General features: G+C 63.7%; 17 protein-coding genes and 1 other RNA gene. 11 read left to right on the top strand and 7 right to left on the bottom strand.

What is annotated here, in order from left to right; translation table 11 throughout:
- The first annotated feature begins 64 nt into the window (after positions 1–64).
- Positions 65–577, top strand: a complete 513-nt coding sequence (locus Q1V51_RS09570) for a hypothetical protein (protein ID WP_300555744.1) — start codon at positions 65–67, stop codon at positions 575–577.
- Here Q1V51_RS09570 and Q1V51_RS09565 read toward each other — a convergent pair whose 3' ends face one another.
- Entirely contained in the window at positions 578–1,375 is a 798-nt protein-coding gene (locus tag Q1V51_RS09565) for a tetratricopeptide repeat protein (RefSeq protein WP_300555742.1), read from the bottom strand.
- 111 nt (positions 1,376–1,486) lie between these two features.
- Here Q1V51_RS09565 and Q1V51_RS09560 point away from each other — a divergent pair, with 111 nt between their 5' ends.
- Genes Q1V51_RS09560 through Q1V51_RS09550 form a run of 3 tightly spaced genes read left to right on the top strand, consistent with a single transcriptional unit; the run spans position 1,487 to position 4,078 of the window.
- Positions 1,487–2,845 (top strand): M17 family metallopeptidase, encoded by a 1,359-nt coding sequence (locus Q1V51_RS09560; protein ID WP_300555740.1) that lies wholly within the window; start codon positions 1,487–1,489, stop codon positions 2,843–2,845.
- 34 nt (positions 2,846–2,879) lie between these two features.
- Complete coding sequence (locus Q1V51_RS09555; protein WP_300555738.1) at positions 2,880–3,281, top strand: MarR family transcriptional regulator; 402 nt, start codon at positions 2,880–2,882, stop codon at positions 3,279–3,281.
- Complete coding sequence (locus tag Q1V51_RS09550; protein ID WP_300555736.1) at positions 3,221–4,078, top strand: NlpC/P60 family protein; 858 nt, start codon at positions 3,221–3,223, stop codon at positions 4,076–4,078. The genes Q1V51_RS09555 and Q1V51_RS09550 overlap by 61 nt, the downstream gene beginning before the upstream one ends.
- A gap of 88 nt (positions 4,079–4,166) precedes the next feature.
- Here Q1V51_RS09550 and Q1V51_RS09545 read toward each other — a convergent pair whose 3' ends face one another.
- On the bottom strand, positions 4,167–4,838 hold the full coding sequence (locus Q1V51_RS09545) for a cytochrome c family protein (RefSeq protein ID WP_300555734.1): 672 nt from the start codon (positions 4,836–4,838) through the stop codon (positions 4,167–4,169).
- 300 nt (positions 4,839–5,138) lie between these two features.
- On the opposite strand from Q1V51_RS09545, the gene Q1V51_RS09540 reads away from it, so the two are divergent.
- Positions 5,139–5,639, top strand: coding sequence for an outer membrane beta-barrel protein (locus Q1V51_RS09540; RefSeq protein ID WP_300555732.1), 501 nt, complete (start codon positions 5,139–5,141; stop codon positions 5,637–5,639).
- Between the two features lie 79 nt (positions 5,640–5,718).
- Here the strand turns inward: Q1V51_RS09540 and nudC are convergent, their stop codons facing one another.
- From nudC to Q1V51_RS09525, 3 genes are all read right to left on the bottom strand, one after another.
- Positions 5,719–6,639, bottom strand: a complete 921-nt coding sequence (gene nudC / locus Q1V51_RS09535) for an NAD(+) diphosphatase (RefSeq protein WP_300555730.1) — start codon at positions 6,637–6,639, stop codon at positions 5,719–5,721.
- A gap of 70 nt (positions 6,640–6,709) precedes the next feature.
- Entirely contained in the window at positions 6,710–7,312 is a 603-nt protein-coding gene (locus Q1V51_RS09530; protein ID WP_300555728.1) for an RDD family protein, read from the bottom strand.
- Positions 7,313–7,393: 81 nt separating this feature from the next.
- Entirely contained in the window at positions 7,394–8,515 is a 1,122-nt protein-coding gene (locus Q1V51_RS09525) for a putative porin (protein WP_300555726.1), read from the bottom strand.
- A 118-nt stretch (positions 8,516–8,633) separates the two neighbouring features.
- On the opposite strand from Q1V51_RS09525, the gene ffs reads away from it, so the two are divergent.
- The 5 genes from ffs to Q1V51_RS09500 all read left to right on the top strand — a co-directional run bounded on the left by ffs (position 8,634) and on the right by Q1V51_RS09500 (position 12,320).
- Positions 8,634–8,732: signal recognition particle sRNA small type (gene ffs, locus Q1V51_RS09520), an RNA gene on the top strand.
- 37 nt (positions 8,733–8,769) lie between these two features.
- A complete protein-coding gene (locus tag Q1V51_RS09515; RefSeq protein ID WP_300555724.1) occupies positions 8,770–10,581 on the top strand; it encodes a DNA polymerase III subunit gamma/tau in 1,812 nt (603 codons plus the stop codon).
- The gene (locus tag Q1V51_RS09510; protein WP_300555721.1) at positions 10,578–10,901 is read left to right on the top strand and encodes a YbaB/EbfC family nucleoid-associated protein; all 324 of its coding nucleotides are present in this window, start codon (positions 10,578–10,580) and stop codon (positions 10,899–10,901) included. The genes Q1V51_RS09515 and Q1V51_RS09510 overlap by 4 nt, the downstream gene beginning before the upstream one ends.
- Before the next feature lie 16 nt (positions 10,902–10,917).
- Complete coding sequence (gene recR / locus Q1V51_RS09505) at positions 10,918–11,523, top strand: recombination mediator RecR (protein ID WP_300555719.1); 606 nt, start codon at positions 10,918–10,920, stop codon at positions 11,521–11,523.
- A 74-nt stretch (positions 11,524–11,597) separates the two neighbouring features.
- Complete coding sequence (locus Q1V51_RS09500; protein ID WP_300555717.1) at positions 11,598–12,320, top strand: queuosine precursor transporter; 723 nt, start codon at positions 11,598–11,600, stop codon at positions 12,318–12,320.
- On the opposite strand, the gene Q1V51_RS09495 is transcribed toward Q1V51_RS09500, so the two are convergent.
- Both Q1V51_RS09495 and Q1V51_RS09490 read right to left on the bottom strand, forming a co-directional pair.
- Positions 12,317–13,447, bottom strand: coding sequence for a PQQ-dependent sugar dehydrogenase (locus tag Q1V51_RS09495; RefSeq protein ID WP_300555715.1), 1,131 nt, complete (start codon positions 13,445–13,447; stop codon positions 12,317–12,319). The genes Q1V51_RS09500 and Q1V51_RS09495 overlap by 4 nt on opposite strands.
- A gap of 95 nt (positions 13,448–13,542) precedes the next feature.
- Positions 13,543–14,661 carry a GNAT family N-acetyltransferase gene (locus Q1V51_RS09490; protein WP_300555713.1) on the bottom strand — a complete coding sequence of 373 codons (1,119 nt, stop codon included), beginning with the start codon at positions 14,659–14,661 and terminating at the stop codon, positions 13,543–13,545.
- Between the two features lie 131 nt (positions 14,662–14,792).
- Here Q1V51_RS09490 and rmuC point away from each other — a divergent pair, with 131 nt between their 5' ends.
- Positions 14,793–16,187: a DNA recombination protein RmuC gene (gene rmuC, locus Q1V51_RS09485; RefSeq protein ID WP_300555711.1), complete on the top strand. Its 1,395-nt coding sequence runs from the start codon at positions 14,793–14,795 to the stop codon at positions 16,185–16,187.
- Positions 16,188–16,229 lie beyond the last annotated feature (42 nt).

Genomic DNA, 16,229 nt, shown 5'->3' with positions numbered 1-16,229 from the left:
CATAATCCGCTTCAATAGTCTGTGACGAAAGTGATTTGGCGCGCTATTTGAATAGTGAGCCTTCATGTTGCACAGGTGGACCCAGCCCATGTTTTCCGGGCGCAAATCGGCGGAGAAACGTCGCGAGCAGATCGAGACCGCGGAGGAAGCGGTCCGTGAGGCTATGCAGGCGCTCAATGCCGAGGATCTCGACGCGGCACGCTCGGCTCTGTCCGGCGCGCCGAAAACACATTTTGCGGATGTCGGCTGGAAGACCGGCCTGGCTGGCGCCATGATTGATCTCAAATCAGGCCGGCGGCGTTCGGGCACATCCAAGCTGATCGCCGTTTGCAGCCGTCTCGACGACACTTCGCTGTCCAAGGACGACAAGAATTATCTGCGCCTGTATGCGCTCTACCGCTCCAGTGAAGTCACCAAGGACCGCAAGGCGCCGGTCGAGCTGCGTGAACTGGTCGAGGATTTCCGTTTTGACCACACCCTGGTCGACCCGGACCTGCGCAGCGATTTTCCCCTGCGCAAGCTTGACCCCGAGGCTGCCGAGGCGACACCGCCACCCCCGCCGCCCATGGCCAGCTGATCAGTTTTCGGAGAGGGCGTCGTAGCGCCGGCGTGAGGTCAGCATGGACCGCACAAAGGCGATATTGGCTTCCGCCATCTCGGTCGACACATCGACCCGCGCCATTTCTTCCGCTTCCGAGAAACGGCCCTGCAGCGCAATCACCAGCGCCAGATTCTGCCGCACCGTGCTGTCAGCTCCGGGCCGGATCATGGCTTCGCGCAGCAGGCGTTCGGCCGAAGCCGGATCGCCATTGAGGGCATAGGAGAGGGCGAGATTGGACATCACCGCCGGTTCGCCAGGCGCGCGTTCGAGGGCAGTCTGGAAACTCGACAGGGCGCGTTCGCTCTCACCGATTTGTTCGTAGGCCACGCCCAGCGCGTTATGGGGCCGCCAATCACCTGGTGCGGCAGTTGCAGCGCGCTGCAGCGATTCCAGGGCGGCGCCTGCGCGCCCGGAAGCGGCAGCGGCACTGCCGAAGGCGAACAAGAGCTCGACATCTTGCGGATAGAGCGCCAGCGCCTGCTGGGCGACTTCTGCAGCGCGCTGGGGATTGCCCAGCTGGCGCAGTGTGTTGGACAGCTCGGTTGCCGCTTCCTTGTCGGACGGGTTGAGCTCATAGGCTTCGGCCCAGAAGGTCGCCTGGGTCAGCAGGTCCTGGCTGCGGATGGCGTCGCGCTCGGCCTGCGAGGCCGGCAGGATATCGCCGGAGTTCTGCATATCCGCTGCAAAGGCCTCCTCGTCAGTGGTCGACGAAGTCGTGGCGCAGGCGGACAGGGCCAGGCTGGAAACCGCAAGGGTGACGAAGAGGCGGCGCATGTTAAGACCTCGGGCAGGCGAACGGGACTGCGGGTACGTCTTGAACTTGCGCGCTGCGGGTCAAGAATGCGTTAACTCGGCTCCCGCCCGGCTGGCAGAAAGGCTTACCCTATGGACGTTCTTCTCAAATCTTCGACAAGCGCGCGCCGCGCCCGTCTGGTCACCAGCGATCAGGCCGAGGCCGCGATTGCGGACCTGCCGGCCGAGCAGCGCTGGTTGGCTGCGGACTTCAAGGGCAAACCGGGCCAGAGCGTACGCTTCCCGGACGGTGGCGAGGCGGATGCCTGGCTCGGGGCAGGGGCTGGCCAGGACCCGTTCGCGCTCGGCAATGCCTCGACCACCCTGCCGGAAGGCGATTGGCAGCTCGACGGCCTGCCGGAGGGAATGGATCCGTCCCTTGCCGCGCTCGCCTGGGCCATGGGTGCCTACCAGTTCAAGCGCTACAAGGAGCCGTCGCGCAAACCGGCCCGCCTGGTTGTGCCCGACGGCTGCGACTTTGACACGACCACGGCGATTGCCGAGGCGGCGTGGCTGGTTCGCGACCTGGTCAATACGCCGGCCGATGCCATGGGCCCGATCGGGCTGGAAGCGGCCTTCCGCGCACTCGCCGGGCGTTTCGACGCTGACGTTCGCGTCACAGAGGGCGACGACCTCCTGACCCAGAATTACCCGATGATCCACGCCGTTGGCCGGGCTTCAGCGGAGGCGCCGCGCCTGCTGGAACTGGAATGGGGTGATCCGTCACATCCGCGTATTGCGCTGGTGGGCAAGGGCGTGTGTTTCGACAGCGGGGGGCTCGACCTCAAGGCGGCCCCGTTCATGCGCCTGATGAAAAAGGATATGGGCGGTGCCGCCAATGCAATGGGGCTGGCCTCCATGATCATGGCGACGAAGCTCCCGGTGCGTTTGCACCTCCTGGTCCCGGCTATCGAGAATGCCGTCTCCTCCAACGCCTTCCGTCCCGGCGATGTGCTCACGGCGCGCAATGGCCTGACCGTGGAGATCGACAATACCGATGCGGAAGGGCGTCTCGTCCTGGGCGATGCCCTGGTACGCGCGACCGAGGACAATCCGGAACTCCTGCTCGACTTTGCCACCCTGACCGGTGCCGCGCGCGTGGCTCTGGGGCCCGAAGTCATGCCTTTCTATACTGATGACGAGGCTCTGGCCGCCGGTATCGCCGAGGGCGGGGCAGCAGTCTCCGATCCGGTCTGGCGCATGCCGCTCTGGGATGGCTATGACAGCGAGATGGACGGCGAGTTCTCTGACCTGGTCAATGGCGCGCCGACCCCGATGGCGGGCTCGATCACGGCGGCGCTGTTCCTGCGTCGATTCGTCGGCGAATCGGTCTGGGCCCACTTCGATATCTTCGCTTGGAACCCGAAGCCGAAACCGGGGCGTCCGAAAGGTGGCGAGATTCAAGCGGTTCGCGCCGTTTACTTTTTGCTCAAGACTCGATTCCAAAACTAGCGCCAGTTCCAACCCGCGTTTACAGGAGTCCGTCATGGCGTCTCAGGCGATGCAATCGCTTGAAATGATGCACCGCGTCTCGGCTGATACCGTACGCGAGGCATCCTTCGATCTCACTGCCCGGCAGTTTGCTGTGCTTCTGGCCATCTTCATGCGCCCGGGCCCGCATGCCGTGCGCGAACTTGCAGCCCGTCTCGACCTGCCCAAACCGGCTGTTACCCGGGCTCTCGACGTGTTGGAAAAGCACGGCTTTGTACGCCGCAAGCGTGACCGTGCCGACAAGCGTGATGTCTCGGTACATCGCACTGTCAAAGGGGCGGTCTTCCTGTACGATTACGGCGAAAACGTCGCCCATCGTGCCGAGGAAACCGCAACGTGTCCGTCCTGGATCCCCGACTCACCCCCGCAAGACCCGACCTTGCAGCAAGCCATCTAGAAGGACAGGTCGAAGCCGAGCGCTTCGTCGACCCGGTCGATTATCAGGCGGTGGATCCCGTCCTGCCGATCCGGCGCGGTCCGGACCGCCTGGCGGGCATGGACGATCAGCTCCTGTTTGGCGATGTCTTCGCGGTCCTGGAAGAACGTGACGGCTGGGCCTGGGGCTTTTCCCGTGCTGACGGCTATGTCGGCTGGGTCGAGATCAGCGGTCTCAGCCGCAGGGTGGATCCGGTCGATCGCAAGGTCGTCGCCTTGCGCACCTACGCCTTCTCCGAACCGGATTTCAAATCTCCGCCGGCGGCTCTGATCAGCCTGAATGCGAGTTTCCATTCCGGCGCCGAGGACGGACGTTTCATTGAAGCGGCCAATCTCGGCTGGATCGTAAGCGACCATACGGCGCCGCTTGATCACACCGCGCCCGACTTCGTGGCCGTCGCCGAAAGCTTTCTCGCCGCGCCCTATCTCTGGGGTGGCAAGGAAAGCCTGGGGCTCGACTGTTCCGGCCTGTTGCAGATGGCACTGGTCGCGGCCGGTATCGATGCGCCGCGCGATGCCGATCAGCAGGAGCATTTTCTCAAGGCCCGCTGGCGCGATGTTACCCAAGACCCCGAGCGGGCGCGTGGCGATGTGGTGTTCTGGCCGGGCCATGTCGGTGTCATGACCGATAGCGAGTTATTTCTGCACGCCAATGCCCACACCATGGATACGACGCTGGAGCCTTTTGCCATGGCGGAACAGCGTATCCGTGAAAAGGAGAACCCGGTGCGAACCATCATGCGGCCACCGGTCAGCTGACAGAAGCCGGTCTGGCAAGCTCAAGCGCAAAGAAAAACCCCGGAGCCGATGGCTCCGGGGTTTGCTTTGAAGCGTGTCAGAGTGCCGATTACTCGGTCGGCTCTTCGGTCGGAGCGTCAGCAGCCGGGGCTTCCTCGGCCGGAGCGTCGTCCGTGATGGCTTCGTCCATCGGTGCAGCTTCCTCGATCGCCGGGAGCGGATCAGGCAGTGCGGCCGGGTTGCTGGACAGGCTGCGCAGGTAAGCGATCAGGTTGATGCGCTGTTCCTGCTGGGCAAGGCCGCGGAAGGACATGGTCGTACCCGGAGCATAATTGGCAGGGCTTTCCAGGAAGCCGTAGAGCGCTTCATAGGTCCACTCGCCACCCATACCGCCGAGAGCGCTGGAATAGCCAAAGCCGTCCACGCCGCCGATGGCACGACCAACAACGTCCCACAGAGCCGGGCCGGTACCGTTTGCGCCGCCTTCTTCAACCGTGTGGCAGGAAACGCAGCGACGAATCACGCGCTCGCCCGCGCCAATGTCAGCAGAAGCGAGGAGCAGGCCGAAATCGACCGGTCCGGTATCCACTTCTTCCATGGCCGCGCCGGTCGAACCGGATTCAATTGCCGCCCAGTCGAACGGATACGCCGTGTTCTCAGCGGTCAGCTCGCCTTTGCTGTGGCTCGGCACAAGCATGTGACCGAGTTCCAGGATCACCATTACAACAAGGATGGCACCGATGATGACGCCTGCTACCTTGTTCCAGAAGAGATCGCCCATAGACGCCCCCAATTAATCAGTCAGCCGAAAGTTGCCCGTGTTTGGCACGCAGCGGGCTGTCAGGCAACAGGCGAGCACCGCCAACTGCATGCGGTAAGAGGACGCGGGTACATGTCTGTGATCGCAAGGCGTGCAATTTGTCAAAAAAAGCAACCAAAGAGTGTGCGGTTTTTGCAACGCTTGGTTAGGGAGTGCCGAAAGTAAAATCCGTTTACTTGTAATAGGCGCTAGAACACGCTGTGTATGCCCCGGGGCCGGGCTGGTGGGGTCTGTGTCGTTTCAAATTTCGGGGAAACTCATATGTTTCGTAAGTTTGTTTGCGCGTCTGTGCTGATGCTGTCTGTTGCCGCTGGTGCTCAGGCTCAGGATTCGACCTTCTCTGCCGGTCTCGGTGTGGCCGATTTCGATCTCGCTCAGTATACGACCGCTTCCGTTCGCTTCGGCCACTTCTTTGATGAGAACTGGGGCGTTGAAGGCGAAGCCATGTTCGGTATCGCTGATGATGACGTCTTCGGTATCGACACCAGCCTGGATTATTCCGCTGGCGCCTTTGGTGTGTATCGCGTTGCCGGTAGCGACAGCTTCAACTTCCTGTTCCGCGCGGGCTATATCCACGCCGAGATCTCCGCTGAAGCGGGCGGTTTCACGGGGAGTGCAGACGATGGCGCTTTCGCCGCTGGCCTCGCTGGTGAAACCTTCTGGGACGACAAGAACGGTCTGCGTTTCGACTACACCTACGCTGATTTCGACGATGCCGTGCACTATTACGGCATCTCCTATGTCCGTCGCCTTGGCGGCTAGGGATTTGCGGCCATTTGGCCAGCATGCCTGAAACGGGGCCGCTCCAGAAGGGGCGGCCCTTTTCGTGCGAGCTCTGGTGTCAGATCGCCACGTCGACCCAGAGCTCGACCAGGCGCCGGGCGACCGCGATGGACGGCGGCACATTGATCATCGGATGCCCCCCCTCAAGCGCAATCCGCAATTCATCCCGGCTGAACCAGCGCGCATCCTCAAGCTCATGCGTGTCCACCTTCACCGCATTGCGCGCAACCGGTGCGACCAGCCCAACCATGATGGAGGAGGGGAAGGGCCAGGGCTGGGTGAAGATATAGCGGATGGCAGCGATATCGGCTTCGACACCAGCTTCCTCACGCAACTCCCGGGCGCAGGCTTCTTCCAGGGTTTCCGCCGGTTCAACAAAACCGGCAAGGGCAGACCACATGCCCATGGGCCAGGCCGCCTGGCGCCCGAGCAGGCAGCGATCGCCATCGGTGGCCAGCATGATCACGACCGGGTCAACACGCGGGAAATGCTCGGCACCGCAGGCCGGGCAGGCGCGCTTGGCCCCGCCGGCGGCGACCCGGGTGGAGCTGCCGCAATTGGCGCAGAAACCATGACGGTCATGCCAGGCCAGGAGGCTCTTGGCCTGGGCAAAGATCGCCGTTTCCTCATGCGGCAGCATCATGGCTGCACGGCGTGCCTCGATATGGGGCGTGGTGTCGGGGTGAATCTGGTCGGCGATCGCTTCGGCGGCGAACAGGGGGCCATGCTGATCCTGTCCCAGGAAAATCAACGGTGGCCGGATCACCGCCTTCACGGCCGCATCAAGCGGTCTCCAGTCCAGCCGGCCTTCCCGCGTCATCGCCGGGTCACCGGCGTGAAGAAACAGCACGCGCGCACTGGGGGCGTCCTGCAGGGCGGCGAGCGCGCCTTCATCGCGTCGGCTAATCTCGCAGCGGTCAATCGGCGACCCCGCGAAGACCATCGGCTTGCGGCCGGCCAGGCGTGAGCGATCATTCATCAGCAAGTCTCCCCTTTGTCCCAGATGTGCGGCCGCTGGCCATGAATGACCAGTGTGGACTGCAATACCCCTAGGCGGACCGGGCGATAACCCGCGTCCCAGAAAGACGCTCATAGGGCGTGCGGCCGGATCCGACAAACAGGCTGGCGATATAAAGACCTGCCAGGGCGAGGGCCCCGGCATGCAGCGCCATGAAGCTCGCCGTTGGCACGTCAATGAAAGGTTGGCCCGGCGCATGCCAGATCGCGGTGTGGGCGACCTCCCAGGGCAGAAATTTCAGCGCATTGCGGACCAGTGCCCGGCTCAGTCCGATTCCCGTGCCGTCGGGACCGGCGACACACAGTCCGAGGGCCCGCTTGCCAGGGCTGGCACGCATTGCCGAACGCTCGGTCAGCGCAAAATACAGCACGACCGGCAAGGTCAGCGCGGTGAAGCTGAAAGCGTGACCGAAAATCTTGGTCGAGGCCGGATCCAGCCGGTCGAACAACTCGGTGCCCCAGCTCATTCCGATCGCGGTCAGCCCGGCGATCCAGGCAAAGATGACCAGGGAATCGATCAGATAGGCGAAGAGGCGTCGGAGCGGCAGCGGGCGGGCGGGTGATGACATGCCGCGATTATCGCCCGGCTTGGCGCGGACGCAATACACATCCTCGCGATGTGGTTTAACGCGCATGCCTGACTGCCACACCTTGCCGAACCGCCGCGCGCGAAACTACTGCCCCGATCGATGCGCGGCCGACGCTGCGCGGCAGGTTTAAAAGCGCCAATTCAGGTCAATCCGCGCGCGGTTTCCGTCCTCCGCCGACCTCAACCCGTCGACAATGTAGAGCCGCGCTGTGATGTTGGCACCACCGCCAAGCCCGTACGCTGCACGGAGTTCATGGCCCTGGAAACCGCTCGACCGGGTTTGACCGTTCGCCCCCCAACGCACCCAGTCGTCCTGCGCGTAGGAGGCATTGACGGCGAGTGTCTCAATGCGTGCGAAATAGTAATCAAAGCGCCAGTCGCCGCGTGCGGACGCATCGCCCCGGCGTGCCGAGATGACCCAGCCGCTGGTTTGCCCGCTGTTTGCGGCAGTCCTCGGATCGGGGTCTGCAGCGCTGTAATCCTCCACATTCTCCACCAGGTCTGCGCCGATGGTGACACGTTGCCCGCCGATCTCGATCTGTGTTTCCATGCTTGCGATCAGCAAAAGATAATCGCGTCCGCCATTTCCGGAGAGCAGACGTCCGGCATCGGGATCGTCCCGGTCTGCTTCAATAGCGATTACGCCGGCCGCCGCTGTCCAGGGATGTGTGCCGGCCGGTTGTTCCAACATGAGCTGACCTGCTGTCAGGCTTCCTGACGCCCGGTTCAGTCCCACCGGAGCCTGAAATCTGCCGCCTGCGAGACGCCAGCGCCGCCCGCTCGCCTGCGTGCCGGAGATGTGGCCGCCCAGTCCGGTGACGGTGACATCATCGTCCCAGAATAGCTCGTTACGGCGCCAAAGCGGAAGGCTGTCACGGCCCAGAAACGCTGCGCCTGTTTCGCTCCGCCAGCGCATTCGCCAGCGGTCGAGGCCAGCCTCCAGCCCGTCCGATTGCCCGCCATCGAAATCGGCGACTGTCACGTGCGGGCTTTGCTGGCTCTCCGGATCGCCGCTGCGGGCCCGGATGGCAATGTCGAGCGTATCGGAAAACCTGTAATTCAACTGAAGCCGCGCCCGCAGCCGGGCGCGCAGCCGGTCCGGCCGCTCCGAGCCGTCAGCGCGCGCAGAGGCCCAATCCTGTTCCATACGGAAGCGGATATCTCCGCTGGTATGCAGCCTATCATCCGCGCTGGCAGCCGGATCGACCATTATGGCGCTCAGACACGCGAGGAAGACGCGTTCCAGCATCGAGATTGCCCCCCGGCAAATATGCAAGTACTGGCATGACGAGGCCTTCCACGGCCCATGTCAAGCTTGCTGCGTCCCCAGCCTTGCAGAACCGCCGCGCACGCGCGATATAGAGAGCGGAAGATCGGCGGTGGACGGATCCCTCGCCAACCCGGTCAGGTCCGGAAGGAAGCAGCCGTAACGAGTTTCGGTCCGGGTCGCTGTCCGGTCTTCCACTTAAACGCCGAACCGCAACCTTGCCCCCAAGAGCCCGCATGGACGAGACGCCGCTCCAGACTGAAAGCCCGGGAGCGGACGCGCCTCTCATGCCCGGTCTCGATCTGCCGGAGACGCCGGTGGACCAGGGCTACCAGGTTCTTGCGCGCAAATACCGCCCCGATACGTTTGAAGACCTGATCGGCCAGGACGCCATGGTGCGGACCCTGACCAATGCCTTCGCGGCCGGCCGCATTGCCCACGCCTACATGCTCACCGGTGTTCGCGGGGTCGGCAAGACGACGACCGCGCGTCTGATCGCCCGGGCTCTCAACTACAAAAGCGACACGATCGATGCGCCGCACATGGAACTCGCCGAGCGCGGAGAGCACTGTGATGCCATCGCCCGCTCGGCCCATGTTGATGTCATGGAAATGGACGCCGCGTCCCGCACCGGTGTCGGCGATATCCGCGAAATTCTCGATGGTGTGCGCTATGCGCCGGTGTCCGGCCGCTACAAGGTCTACATCATTGACGAGGTGCACATGCTGTCCACCTCGGCCTTCAATGCCCTGCTGAAGACGCTCGAGGAGCCGCCCGAGCACGCCAAGTTCATTTTCGCGACGACGGAGATCCGCAAGGTCCCCGTCACCGTCCTGTCGCGCTGCCAGCGGTTCGATCTCAAGCGCATCGACCGAGACGTGCTGACCGATCATCTCGAGCGTATTTGCGGTCTCGAGAATGCCCGTGTGGAACGCGACGGCCTGTCGCTGATTGCCCGCGCCGCGGAAGGCTCTGTACGCGATGCGCTGTCCCTGCTTGACCAGGCGATTGTACAGGGTGCCGACAGCGACGCCGCCGTCGGTGCAGCGCAGATTCGCGACATGCTGGGGCTGGCCGATCGGGCCCGCGTACTCGACCTGCTCGAACACGCGCTGCTCGCGCGCACCTCCGACGCCATCCATGAGCTGGAAGCGCTCTACGATGCTGGTGGCGACCCGGTGGTGATCTCGCGCGACCTGCTGGAATACATCCACGCGCTGTCGCGGGTGAAGGCCGTCGGCTCCGGGGCCGATCTGGGTGAGAGCGCGGAAACGCTGGCATGCCTGATCGCGCTGGCCGGGCCCCTGAGCCTCGGGCAATTGACCCGCTTTTGGAAAATCATGCTCACCGGGCTGGATGATGTCCGCGCCGCACCCGATGCGCTGGCCGCGGCGGAGATGACCCTGTTGCGGCTGATCGCGGCGGCGGGCCTGCCCGCTCCGGAAGACGCCGCCCGGCTGCTGGCCTCGACACCGCCGGCTCCGGCCCAGTCGCCGTCCGATGCACCCGCTGCCGCGCCGATGGAGGCGCCGGGAAAGCCTGAGCGACATGTCGAGGCGGTGACCGCGCCGCCCAGTATTTCACCCAGTCTTTCGCCGGGCATTGCGGCTGCTGATCCGACTGAGCCTGCCTTTCTCGGGCTTGCCAGTTACGAAGACCTGATCCGCATGCTGCAGCAAAAGCGCGATATCGCCCTGCAGTCCGATGTCGAACGCTTTGTGCGCCCGGTCAGTTTCAAACCGCCCAGCATGACCTTCCAGCCCGCCGAGGACGCGCCCTCCGATCTGGCGCAGAAGCTGGCGCGGCGGCTGCTGGAGTGGACCGGCGAACGCTGGGCGATTCTCGCCGATGTCGACGCCCAGGGCGGTGAGACCTGGTTCGAGCGCCGTCAGCGCGAGAAAGAAGAACGGCGCCAGCAGGCGCTGAAAGACCCGGCCCTGGTGGAAGCGCTTGAGCTTTTCCCCGGTGCCACGCTGAAACGCATTATCGAGCCGCCCGCCCACACCGAGCAGGACGCGGCGCCTGTATCGACGGAGAACAAGGCATGAAAGACCTGATGGGCCTGATGAAGCAGGCGCAGGAAATGCAGCAGAAAATGTCCGAGGCGCAGGCGCGTCTGGACGAGACCGAGGTGACAGGCGAGAGCGCCGCCGGGATGGTCCGGGTCACGCTGACTGCCAAGGGCGATATGCGCGGCGTGCAGATCGACAAGTCGGTGATGGACCCGGAGGAGCCGGAAATCCTCGAAGACCTCATTGTCGCCGCGCACAATGACGCGCGCCGCAAGGCCGAGGAGGCCCAGCGCGAGGTCATGAAGGACGCGGCCGGTGGACTGCAATTGCCGCCCGGCGTGAACCTGCCCTTCTGAAGCGCGGACAAGACCCATGCGTAGCGCCTCTGCCGGACCGGAAATTGAACGCCTGATCACGCTTCTGGCCAAGCTGCCGGGGCTCGGCCCCCGTTCGGCCCGGCGCGCCGCGCTCTTCCTCTTGTCCAAGCGCGATCCGCTGATGCGGCCGCTGGCCGATGCGCTGGCCGATGCGGCCGACAAGATCTCCGCCTGCTCGGTTTGCGGAAATCTCGATGTTTCCGATCCCTGCTCGGTATGCAGCGCGCCCGGGCGACAGCCCAGCGCGATCTGCGTCGTTGAAACGGTGGGGGATCTGTGGGCGCTGGAGCGGGCCGGAGCCTTCAAGGGGCGCTATCACGTCCTTGGCGGTGTCTTGTCGGCGCTCGACGGCGTGCGCCCGGAAGACCTCAATATCGCCCGGCTGGTCGAGCGCGCAGCGGATGCCGAGGTGACCGAGATCGTGCTGGCGCTCAACGCCACGGTCGATGGACAGACCACAGCCCACTATCTCGCTGACCGGCTGGAGAATGCCGGGGTCAGTGTCACCTCGCTGGCGCGGGGCGTCCCGGTGGGCGGAGAACTCGATTATCTTGACGACGGTACGCTAGCCGCAGCGTTCAAAAGCCGGTCAAGCGTCTGAATTTTTCTATGCTTTCGGCAAAATCGCCCTAGTCTTTCTGTGAGACGCATCGTGCGTCAGGGGCGGGACCGGGCATGACAGAGCAGACCAAGACGGGATTATTGGGCGCGGAGCGGGTCAACCGGCGCGATTTCGTGCTGGTTTTCTGCATCAGCCTGTTCATGGTGTCCCTGGTTACGGCCGCCGTGACCGCCATCAAGATCAACGCGGTCTCGATCTTCGGCTGGGAATTGCTTGTACCGGCCGGGTCCCTGGCGTTTGCAATTACCTATCTGGCCACCGATGTGATCTCGGAAGTCTGGGGGCGGGCGACGGCGCTGATGGTCGTATTTGCCGGCCTGGCCATGCGCTTGGTCATCCTCATCCTGTTCCTCGCTGCGCTCTACGCGGAGAACGTCGTCGGCTTCGTCGGCGTGGCGGACAGCTGGACGCAGGAGCGTCAGCAGGCTTTCGAGGGCGTTTTGGGCAGTTCCCTTCGGATCAATATCGCCGGGATTATCGCTTTTGGTATCAGCGCCCTGGTCGATGTTTTCCTGTTCCACTTCCTGCATACCCGTCAGGAAGGGAAGAACCTCTTGTGGCTGCGCAACAATGTTTCGACCATGCTGTCGCAGGTCTTCAACAGCGTCTTCTTCATCGTCGCGGCATTCGGCTGGAGCCTGCCGTGGGCGGCGATCGGCAGTCTGATCATCGGTCAGATCGTGGTGAAATTGCTTGTCGCCGCGTTCGACACGCCGCTCGTCTACCTGCTGCGCAATCTCGCAACCGGCCGCAAACTGCTCGACTTCAGGGGTTAGGGCGTCACCGGCTCGAGGCGCAGCACCAGACCGTCCAGATCATCCGTCAGGATGTAGATCATCCCGTCCGGTCCCGTCTGCACGTCGCGGATGCGATGGCCGGCTTCGGTCAGCAGTTGTTCCTCACCGATCACCCGGTCGCCATCGACCTCGTAGCGCACCAGCATGGAGCCGGCGAGCGCGCCGACAAAGACATCACCCTGCCAGCCCGGGAAGGCGTCGCCCTCGTAGAAGGCCATGCCGGACGGTGCGATGGACGGGTTCCAATACCAGATCGGTTCTTCGAAGCCTTCGCCTCCGGTCGCGTCGGAGATCGGCGAGCCATTGTAATTGATGCCGTAGGTCACAGCAGGCCAGCCATAATTGGCGCCGGATGCGACAATATTGATCTCATCGCCGCCGCGTGCGCCGTGTTCATGGGTCCAGACCGATCCGGTCTCGGGATTGATGGCGATGCCCTGCACATTGCGGTGGCCGTAGGAGAAGATCTCCGGCTGGGCGCCGCGGCTGGTGACGAAGGGATTGTCGAACGGCACCGAGCCATCATCATTGAGGCGGACGATGGTGCCGAGATGATTGGCCAGATTTTGGCTCTCATTGCGGTGCAGGCCGCCATCGCCGAGCGTCAGCATCAGCGTGCCGTCGGCGAGGAATTGGACCCGGCCGCCGAAATGAAAACCGCGTTCCTTGTCGAAATTGACCTGGAAGAGCTCCTCCACATCGGTCAGGGCCGTGGCGTCCTCATTGAGGCGACCGCGGCCCAGCGCGGTGTGGTTCGCTGCGGCCGTGCCAGCGGAATAGGCGAAATAGACCAGGCGATTGTCTTCGAACTCAGGATGCAGGGCGAGGCCCAGCAGACCGCCCTGGCGCTCGACGACCAGGTCTTCGGGAAGACCGGAGATCACCGTGTCTCGCAGCCCGTTCTCATCGACATAGCGCAGCCGGCCCTCGCGTTCGCTGACCAGCATGGCGCCGTCCGGTAGGAAGGCGATGCCCCAGGGGAATTCGAGCCCCTCGGCCACGGTTGCAACGCGGAAATCCGCCTGGGTGGTTTCGAAAACCTCCTGGGCATGGGCGACAGAGCCCAGAACAAGAGCGGCAGCGGAAAGCGCAAGAACACGACGCATGAGTTATCTCCTTATCGTTGCGCTCTAGATAGGGCGAAGAATGGGGCAAGGCAAAGGCTCGACTGAAGCTCGCCTAATGGACGCCTAAGGCCACTTTACAGCGAGAACGACGCCGCGAAATTGGCCAGGCGAGGCCCCCAGCTGGGTTCAAAGGCGCTGACCTGGGCCCAGCGCCGGCGGGCCCGTGCCGGGAGGCTGGCGATCGGCGCCGGCAGGGCCTGGACAGCCTTCTCGCCGGTCTCCCAGCTGGCAATGCCCAGCGAGGCCAGTCCCGGCTTCAGGAAGCGCCCCTGGTCCAGCGGGACTTCATAGCTGGCATAGTATTTCTTGTAGTGCTGTCCGCCCCGGCCCAGATCGATGCGCTCAAGGCCGCGTTCGCCGGCCCCCTCGAACAGGCCGTGCAGAAGCAACAGGCCTGGAGAGTAGCGGCTCAGTTCCGGGTCATAGGCCGGGAACCAGGAATGATACATATCCGCGGCGACCAAGCCGAACTCGACGGCGGCGAGGCGATCGCCGAACCAGAGCGAGGCGGTCAGGCCGGAAAATTCCTGACCTTCGCGGCGGCGCAGATTGCGCAATACGTCCTGCACCCAGCTGATGCCGAGGACATTGAGCTTGCCGGTGTCGCGATACTGTTTCTGCTTCCAGGCTGAGAGCTGGGCGAAGGCTTTACCGGAAGCATCACCCAGTTCGACCCGGACGGGACCGAAATCCCGCTCGGCCGCTCGAGCGCGACGGGCGGTTTTCTTGAAATGGTCCTTGAACATTGCCTTCTGGGCCGCGAAATAGACCTCGGGGCCGCCACGCAAATCAGCGATGACTGAACCTTCACGGCCGCGCCGGCTCGGCTTGTGGCCGCCCATCGGGCAATACCAGTTGTCGAAGACCAGGGCCGAGCCGCCGGTGGCGGCGACGACTTTTTTCGGGGTGAAGCGGGAGTAATCCCCGGCGATCACGCCCTGATAATCGCTCATCGGTGCGCCCACCGGGCGGGCAACGCCCTCGCGCGGCGCATGGTGGGGCAGGAAACCGACCAGGCCGTCCTCGTCCTCAAACACCGCGACACGGACATCGCCGCGCGCCCACTGTACCGTTTCGGCAAACTCATAGCGCATATAGGGGCTGGTCAGCGTCCCGTTCGGGGCCGCCCAGGCATTCCACTGGACGATTTCGTCCGCGCTGATGTCTCCGATTGATACGATACGGGTGCGCATTTCGGGTCTCCGTTTCTCCTGAGGCGGGAAATGCAAGCTGCAGGCCTAATGGGCGACGCCCTTTGGGTGACCGCTTTTGTCGCTTCGTGCGTGCTAGCATCTGGCTCGATTGAACGATTCGGATAAGCGTTATGGATGTACTCACTGTTTCCGCCTTCGCCGGCCTCGCTGTCTTCGCCGCTCTCGCGGCGGCCCTTCTGGTCTGGACCCGCACCCTGTCCGCGCAGGTGAGCCATCTGAAGGGTGAGCTGGACGAGGCCCGCGAACGCCTGGGTGAAAGCCAGGAAGCCCGTCTGCAGGCTGAAGCCGAGGCCCGGCGCGTCGCGGGCCTGGAAAAGGAATTGAGCGAGGAGCGGGGGCATCGCGCCGAAGCCGACCGGGCCGTGGCTGCGATGAAGGCGTCTGCCGAGGAGCGTGAACGTGCCTTCGCTCGTGAAAAGGAACAGTTGGCGGCCATGGGTAGTGAGATCCAGGACAAGTTCAAGGCGCTGGCCGGTGAAGTCCTGGAAACCAGCCAGAAGAAACTGGCCGAGACCGCCAAGACCAATCTCGGGGCGCAGCAGGAAAAGGCCGTGCTGGAGTTCAAGAGCCTAGTCAGCCCGGTTGGGGACAGTCTCAAGGCGCTGCGCGAACAGGTCGAAGCCGTCGAGAAACAGCGCCTGGCCGACAAGTCCGGCCTCGCTGAGCAGATCGGTCATCTTTCGACCGGGCTTAATCGCCAGCATCAGGAGACGGCCAAACTGGTCAACGCCCTGCAGCGCTCCTCTACCACGCGCGGCCAGTGGGGCGAGCGCACGGTCGAGAACATTCTCGAGCTCGCCGGACTGTCGCGCGGGATCGACTATGAAAGCCAGCATCAGACCGCCAATACCGACGGCGACAAGCTGCGCCCGGACTTTGTTGTCCGTCTGCCGGGCGGCGGCCGTTTCGTGATCGACAGCAAGGTGGCCCTGACCGCCTATCTCGATGCGGTTGAAGCGCCGGACGAGGCGAGCGAGAAGGACGCCCGGCGCCGTCACGCCGCCCAGGTGAGGACGCACGTCAAACAATTGGCCAAGAAGGATTATGCTCAGGCCGTTGATGGCGCGATCGACTTCGTGGCGCTGTTCATCCCGGGTGAGAGCTTCTATGCCGCCGCCATCGATGAAGATCCCAACCTGTTCGATGAAGCGATCAAGGCCGGGGTCATCATCACAACGCCGGCGACGCTTCTGGCCCTGGCCAAGGCCGTGGCCTATGGTTGGCGTCAGCAGGCGCTGGAGGACAATGCGCAAAAGATCTCTGACCTCGGCGCGGAGCTCTATGAGCGCCTGAACACGTTTGCCGGCCATCTCGATCGCGTCGGTTCGGGCCTGCGGTCCGCAACGTCGAACTATAACAAGGCGGTGTCCTCACTGGAGAGCCGGGTGCTGGTGAGCGGCCGCAAACTGGCCGAGCTCAATGCCGCCGCTGCTTCGGCCATCGACACACCCAAACAAGTCGAGGAAAGCGCCCGCGCGCTGGCCGCGCCCGAAGCGGTGGAATAGCCAATGGCGTGATACCTGCGCGAGACCGCTAACACATTCTTG

Origin of the sequence: Maricaulis sp. (assembly GCF_030149235.1) — a bacterium.
GTDB lineage: Bacteria > Pseudomonadota > Alphaproteobacteria > Caulobacterales > Maricaulaceae > Maricaulis.
This window is presented reverse-complemented; position numbering and strand designations above follow the sequence as displayed.

Bases quoted from the DNA above. Each gene is read 5' to 3' on its own strand.
- Q1V51_RS09570 (WP_300555744.1), top strand. From the start codon at position 65: ATGTTGCACAGGTGGACCCAGCCCATGTTTTCCGGGCGCAAATCGGCG.
- Q1V51_RS09565 (WP_300555742.1), bottom strand. From the start codon at position 1,375: ATGCGCCGCCTCTTCGTCACCCTTGCGGTTTCCAGCCTGGCCCTGTCC.
- Q1V51_RS09560 (WP_300555740.1), top strand. From the start codon at position 1,487: ATGGACGTTCTTCTCAAATCTTCGACAAGCGCGCGCCGCGCCCGTCTG.
- Q1V51_RS09555 (WP_300555738.1), top strand. From the start codon at position 2,880: ATGGCGTCTCAGGCGATGCAATCGCTTGAAATGATGCACCGCGTCTCG.
- Q1V51_RS09545 (WP_300555734.1), bottom strand. From the start codon at position 4,838: ATGGGCGATCTCTTCTGGAACAAGGTAGCAGGCGTCATCATCGGTGCC.
- Q1V51_RS09540 (WP_300555732.1), top strand. From the start codon at position 5,139: ATGTTTCGTAAGTTTGTTTGCGCGTCTGTGCTGATGCTGTCTGTTGCC.
- nudC (WP_300555730.1), bottom strand. From the start codon at position 6,639: ATGAATGATCGCTCACGCCTGGCCGGCCGCAAGCCGATGGTCTTCGCG.
- Q1V51_RS09530 (WP_300555728.1), bottom strand. From the start codon at position 7,312: ATGCGCGTTAAACCACATCGCGAGGATGTGTATTGCGTCCGCGCCAAG.
- Q1V51_RS09525 (WP_300555726.1), bottom strand. From the start codon at position 8,515: ATGCTGGAACGCGTCTTCCTCGCGTGTCTGAGCGCCATAATGGTCGAT.
- Q1V51_RS09515 (WP_300555724.1), top strand. From the start codon at position 8,770: ATGGACGAGACGCCGCTCCAGACTGAAAGCCCGGGAGCGGACGCGCCT.
- Q1V51_RS09510 (WP_300555721.1), top strand. From the start codon at position 10,578: ATGAAAGACCTGATGGGCCTGATGAAGCAGGCGCAGGAAATGCAGCAG.
- recR (WP_300555719.1), top strand. From the start codon at position 10,918: ATGCGTAGCGCCTCTGCCGGACCGGAAATTGAACGCCTGATCACGCTT.
- Q1V51_RS09500 (WP_300555717.1), top strand. From the start codon at position 11,598: ATGACAGAGCAGACCAAGACGGGATTATTGGGCGCGGAGCGGGTCAAC.
- Q1V51_RS09495 (WP_300555715.1), bottom strand. From the start codon at position 13,447: ATGCGTCGTGTTCTTGCGCTTTCCGCTGCCGCTCTTGTTCTGGGCTCT.
- Q1V51_RS09490 (WP_300555713.1), bottom strand. From the start codon at position 14,661: ATGCGCACCCGTATCGTATCAATCGGAGACATCAGCGCGGACGAAATC.
- rmuC (WP_300555711.1), top strand. From the start codon at position 14,793: ATGGATGTACTCACTGTTTCCGCCTTCGCCGGCCTCGCTGTCTTCGCC.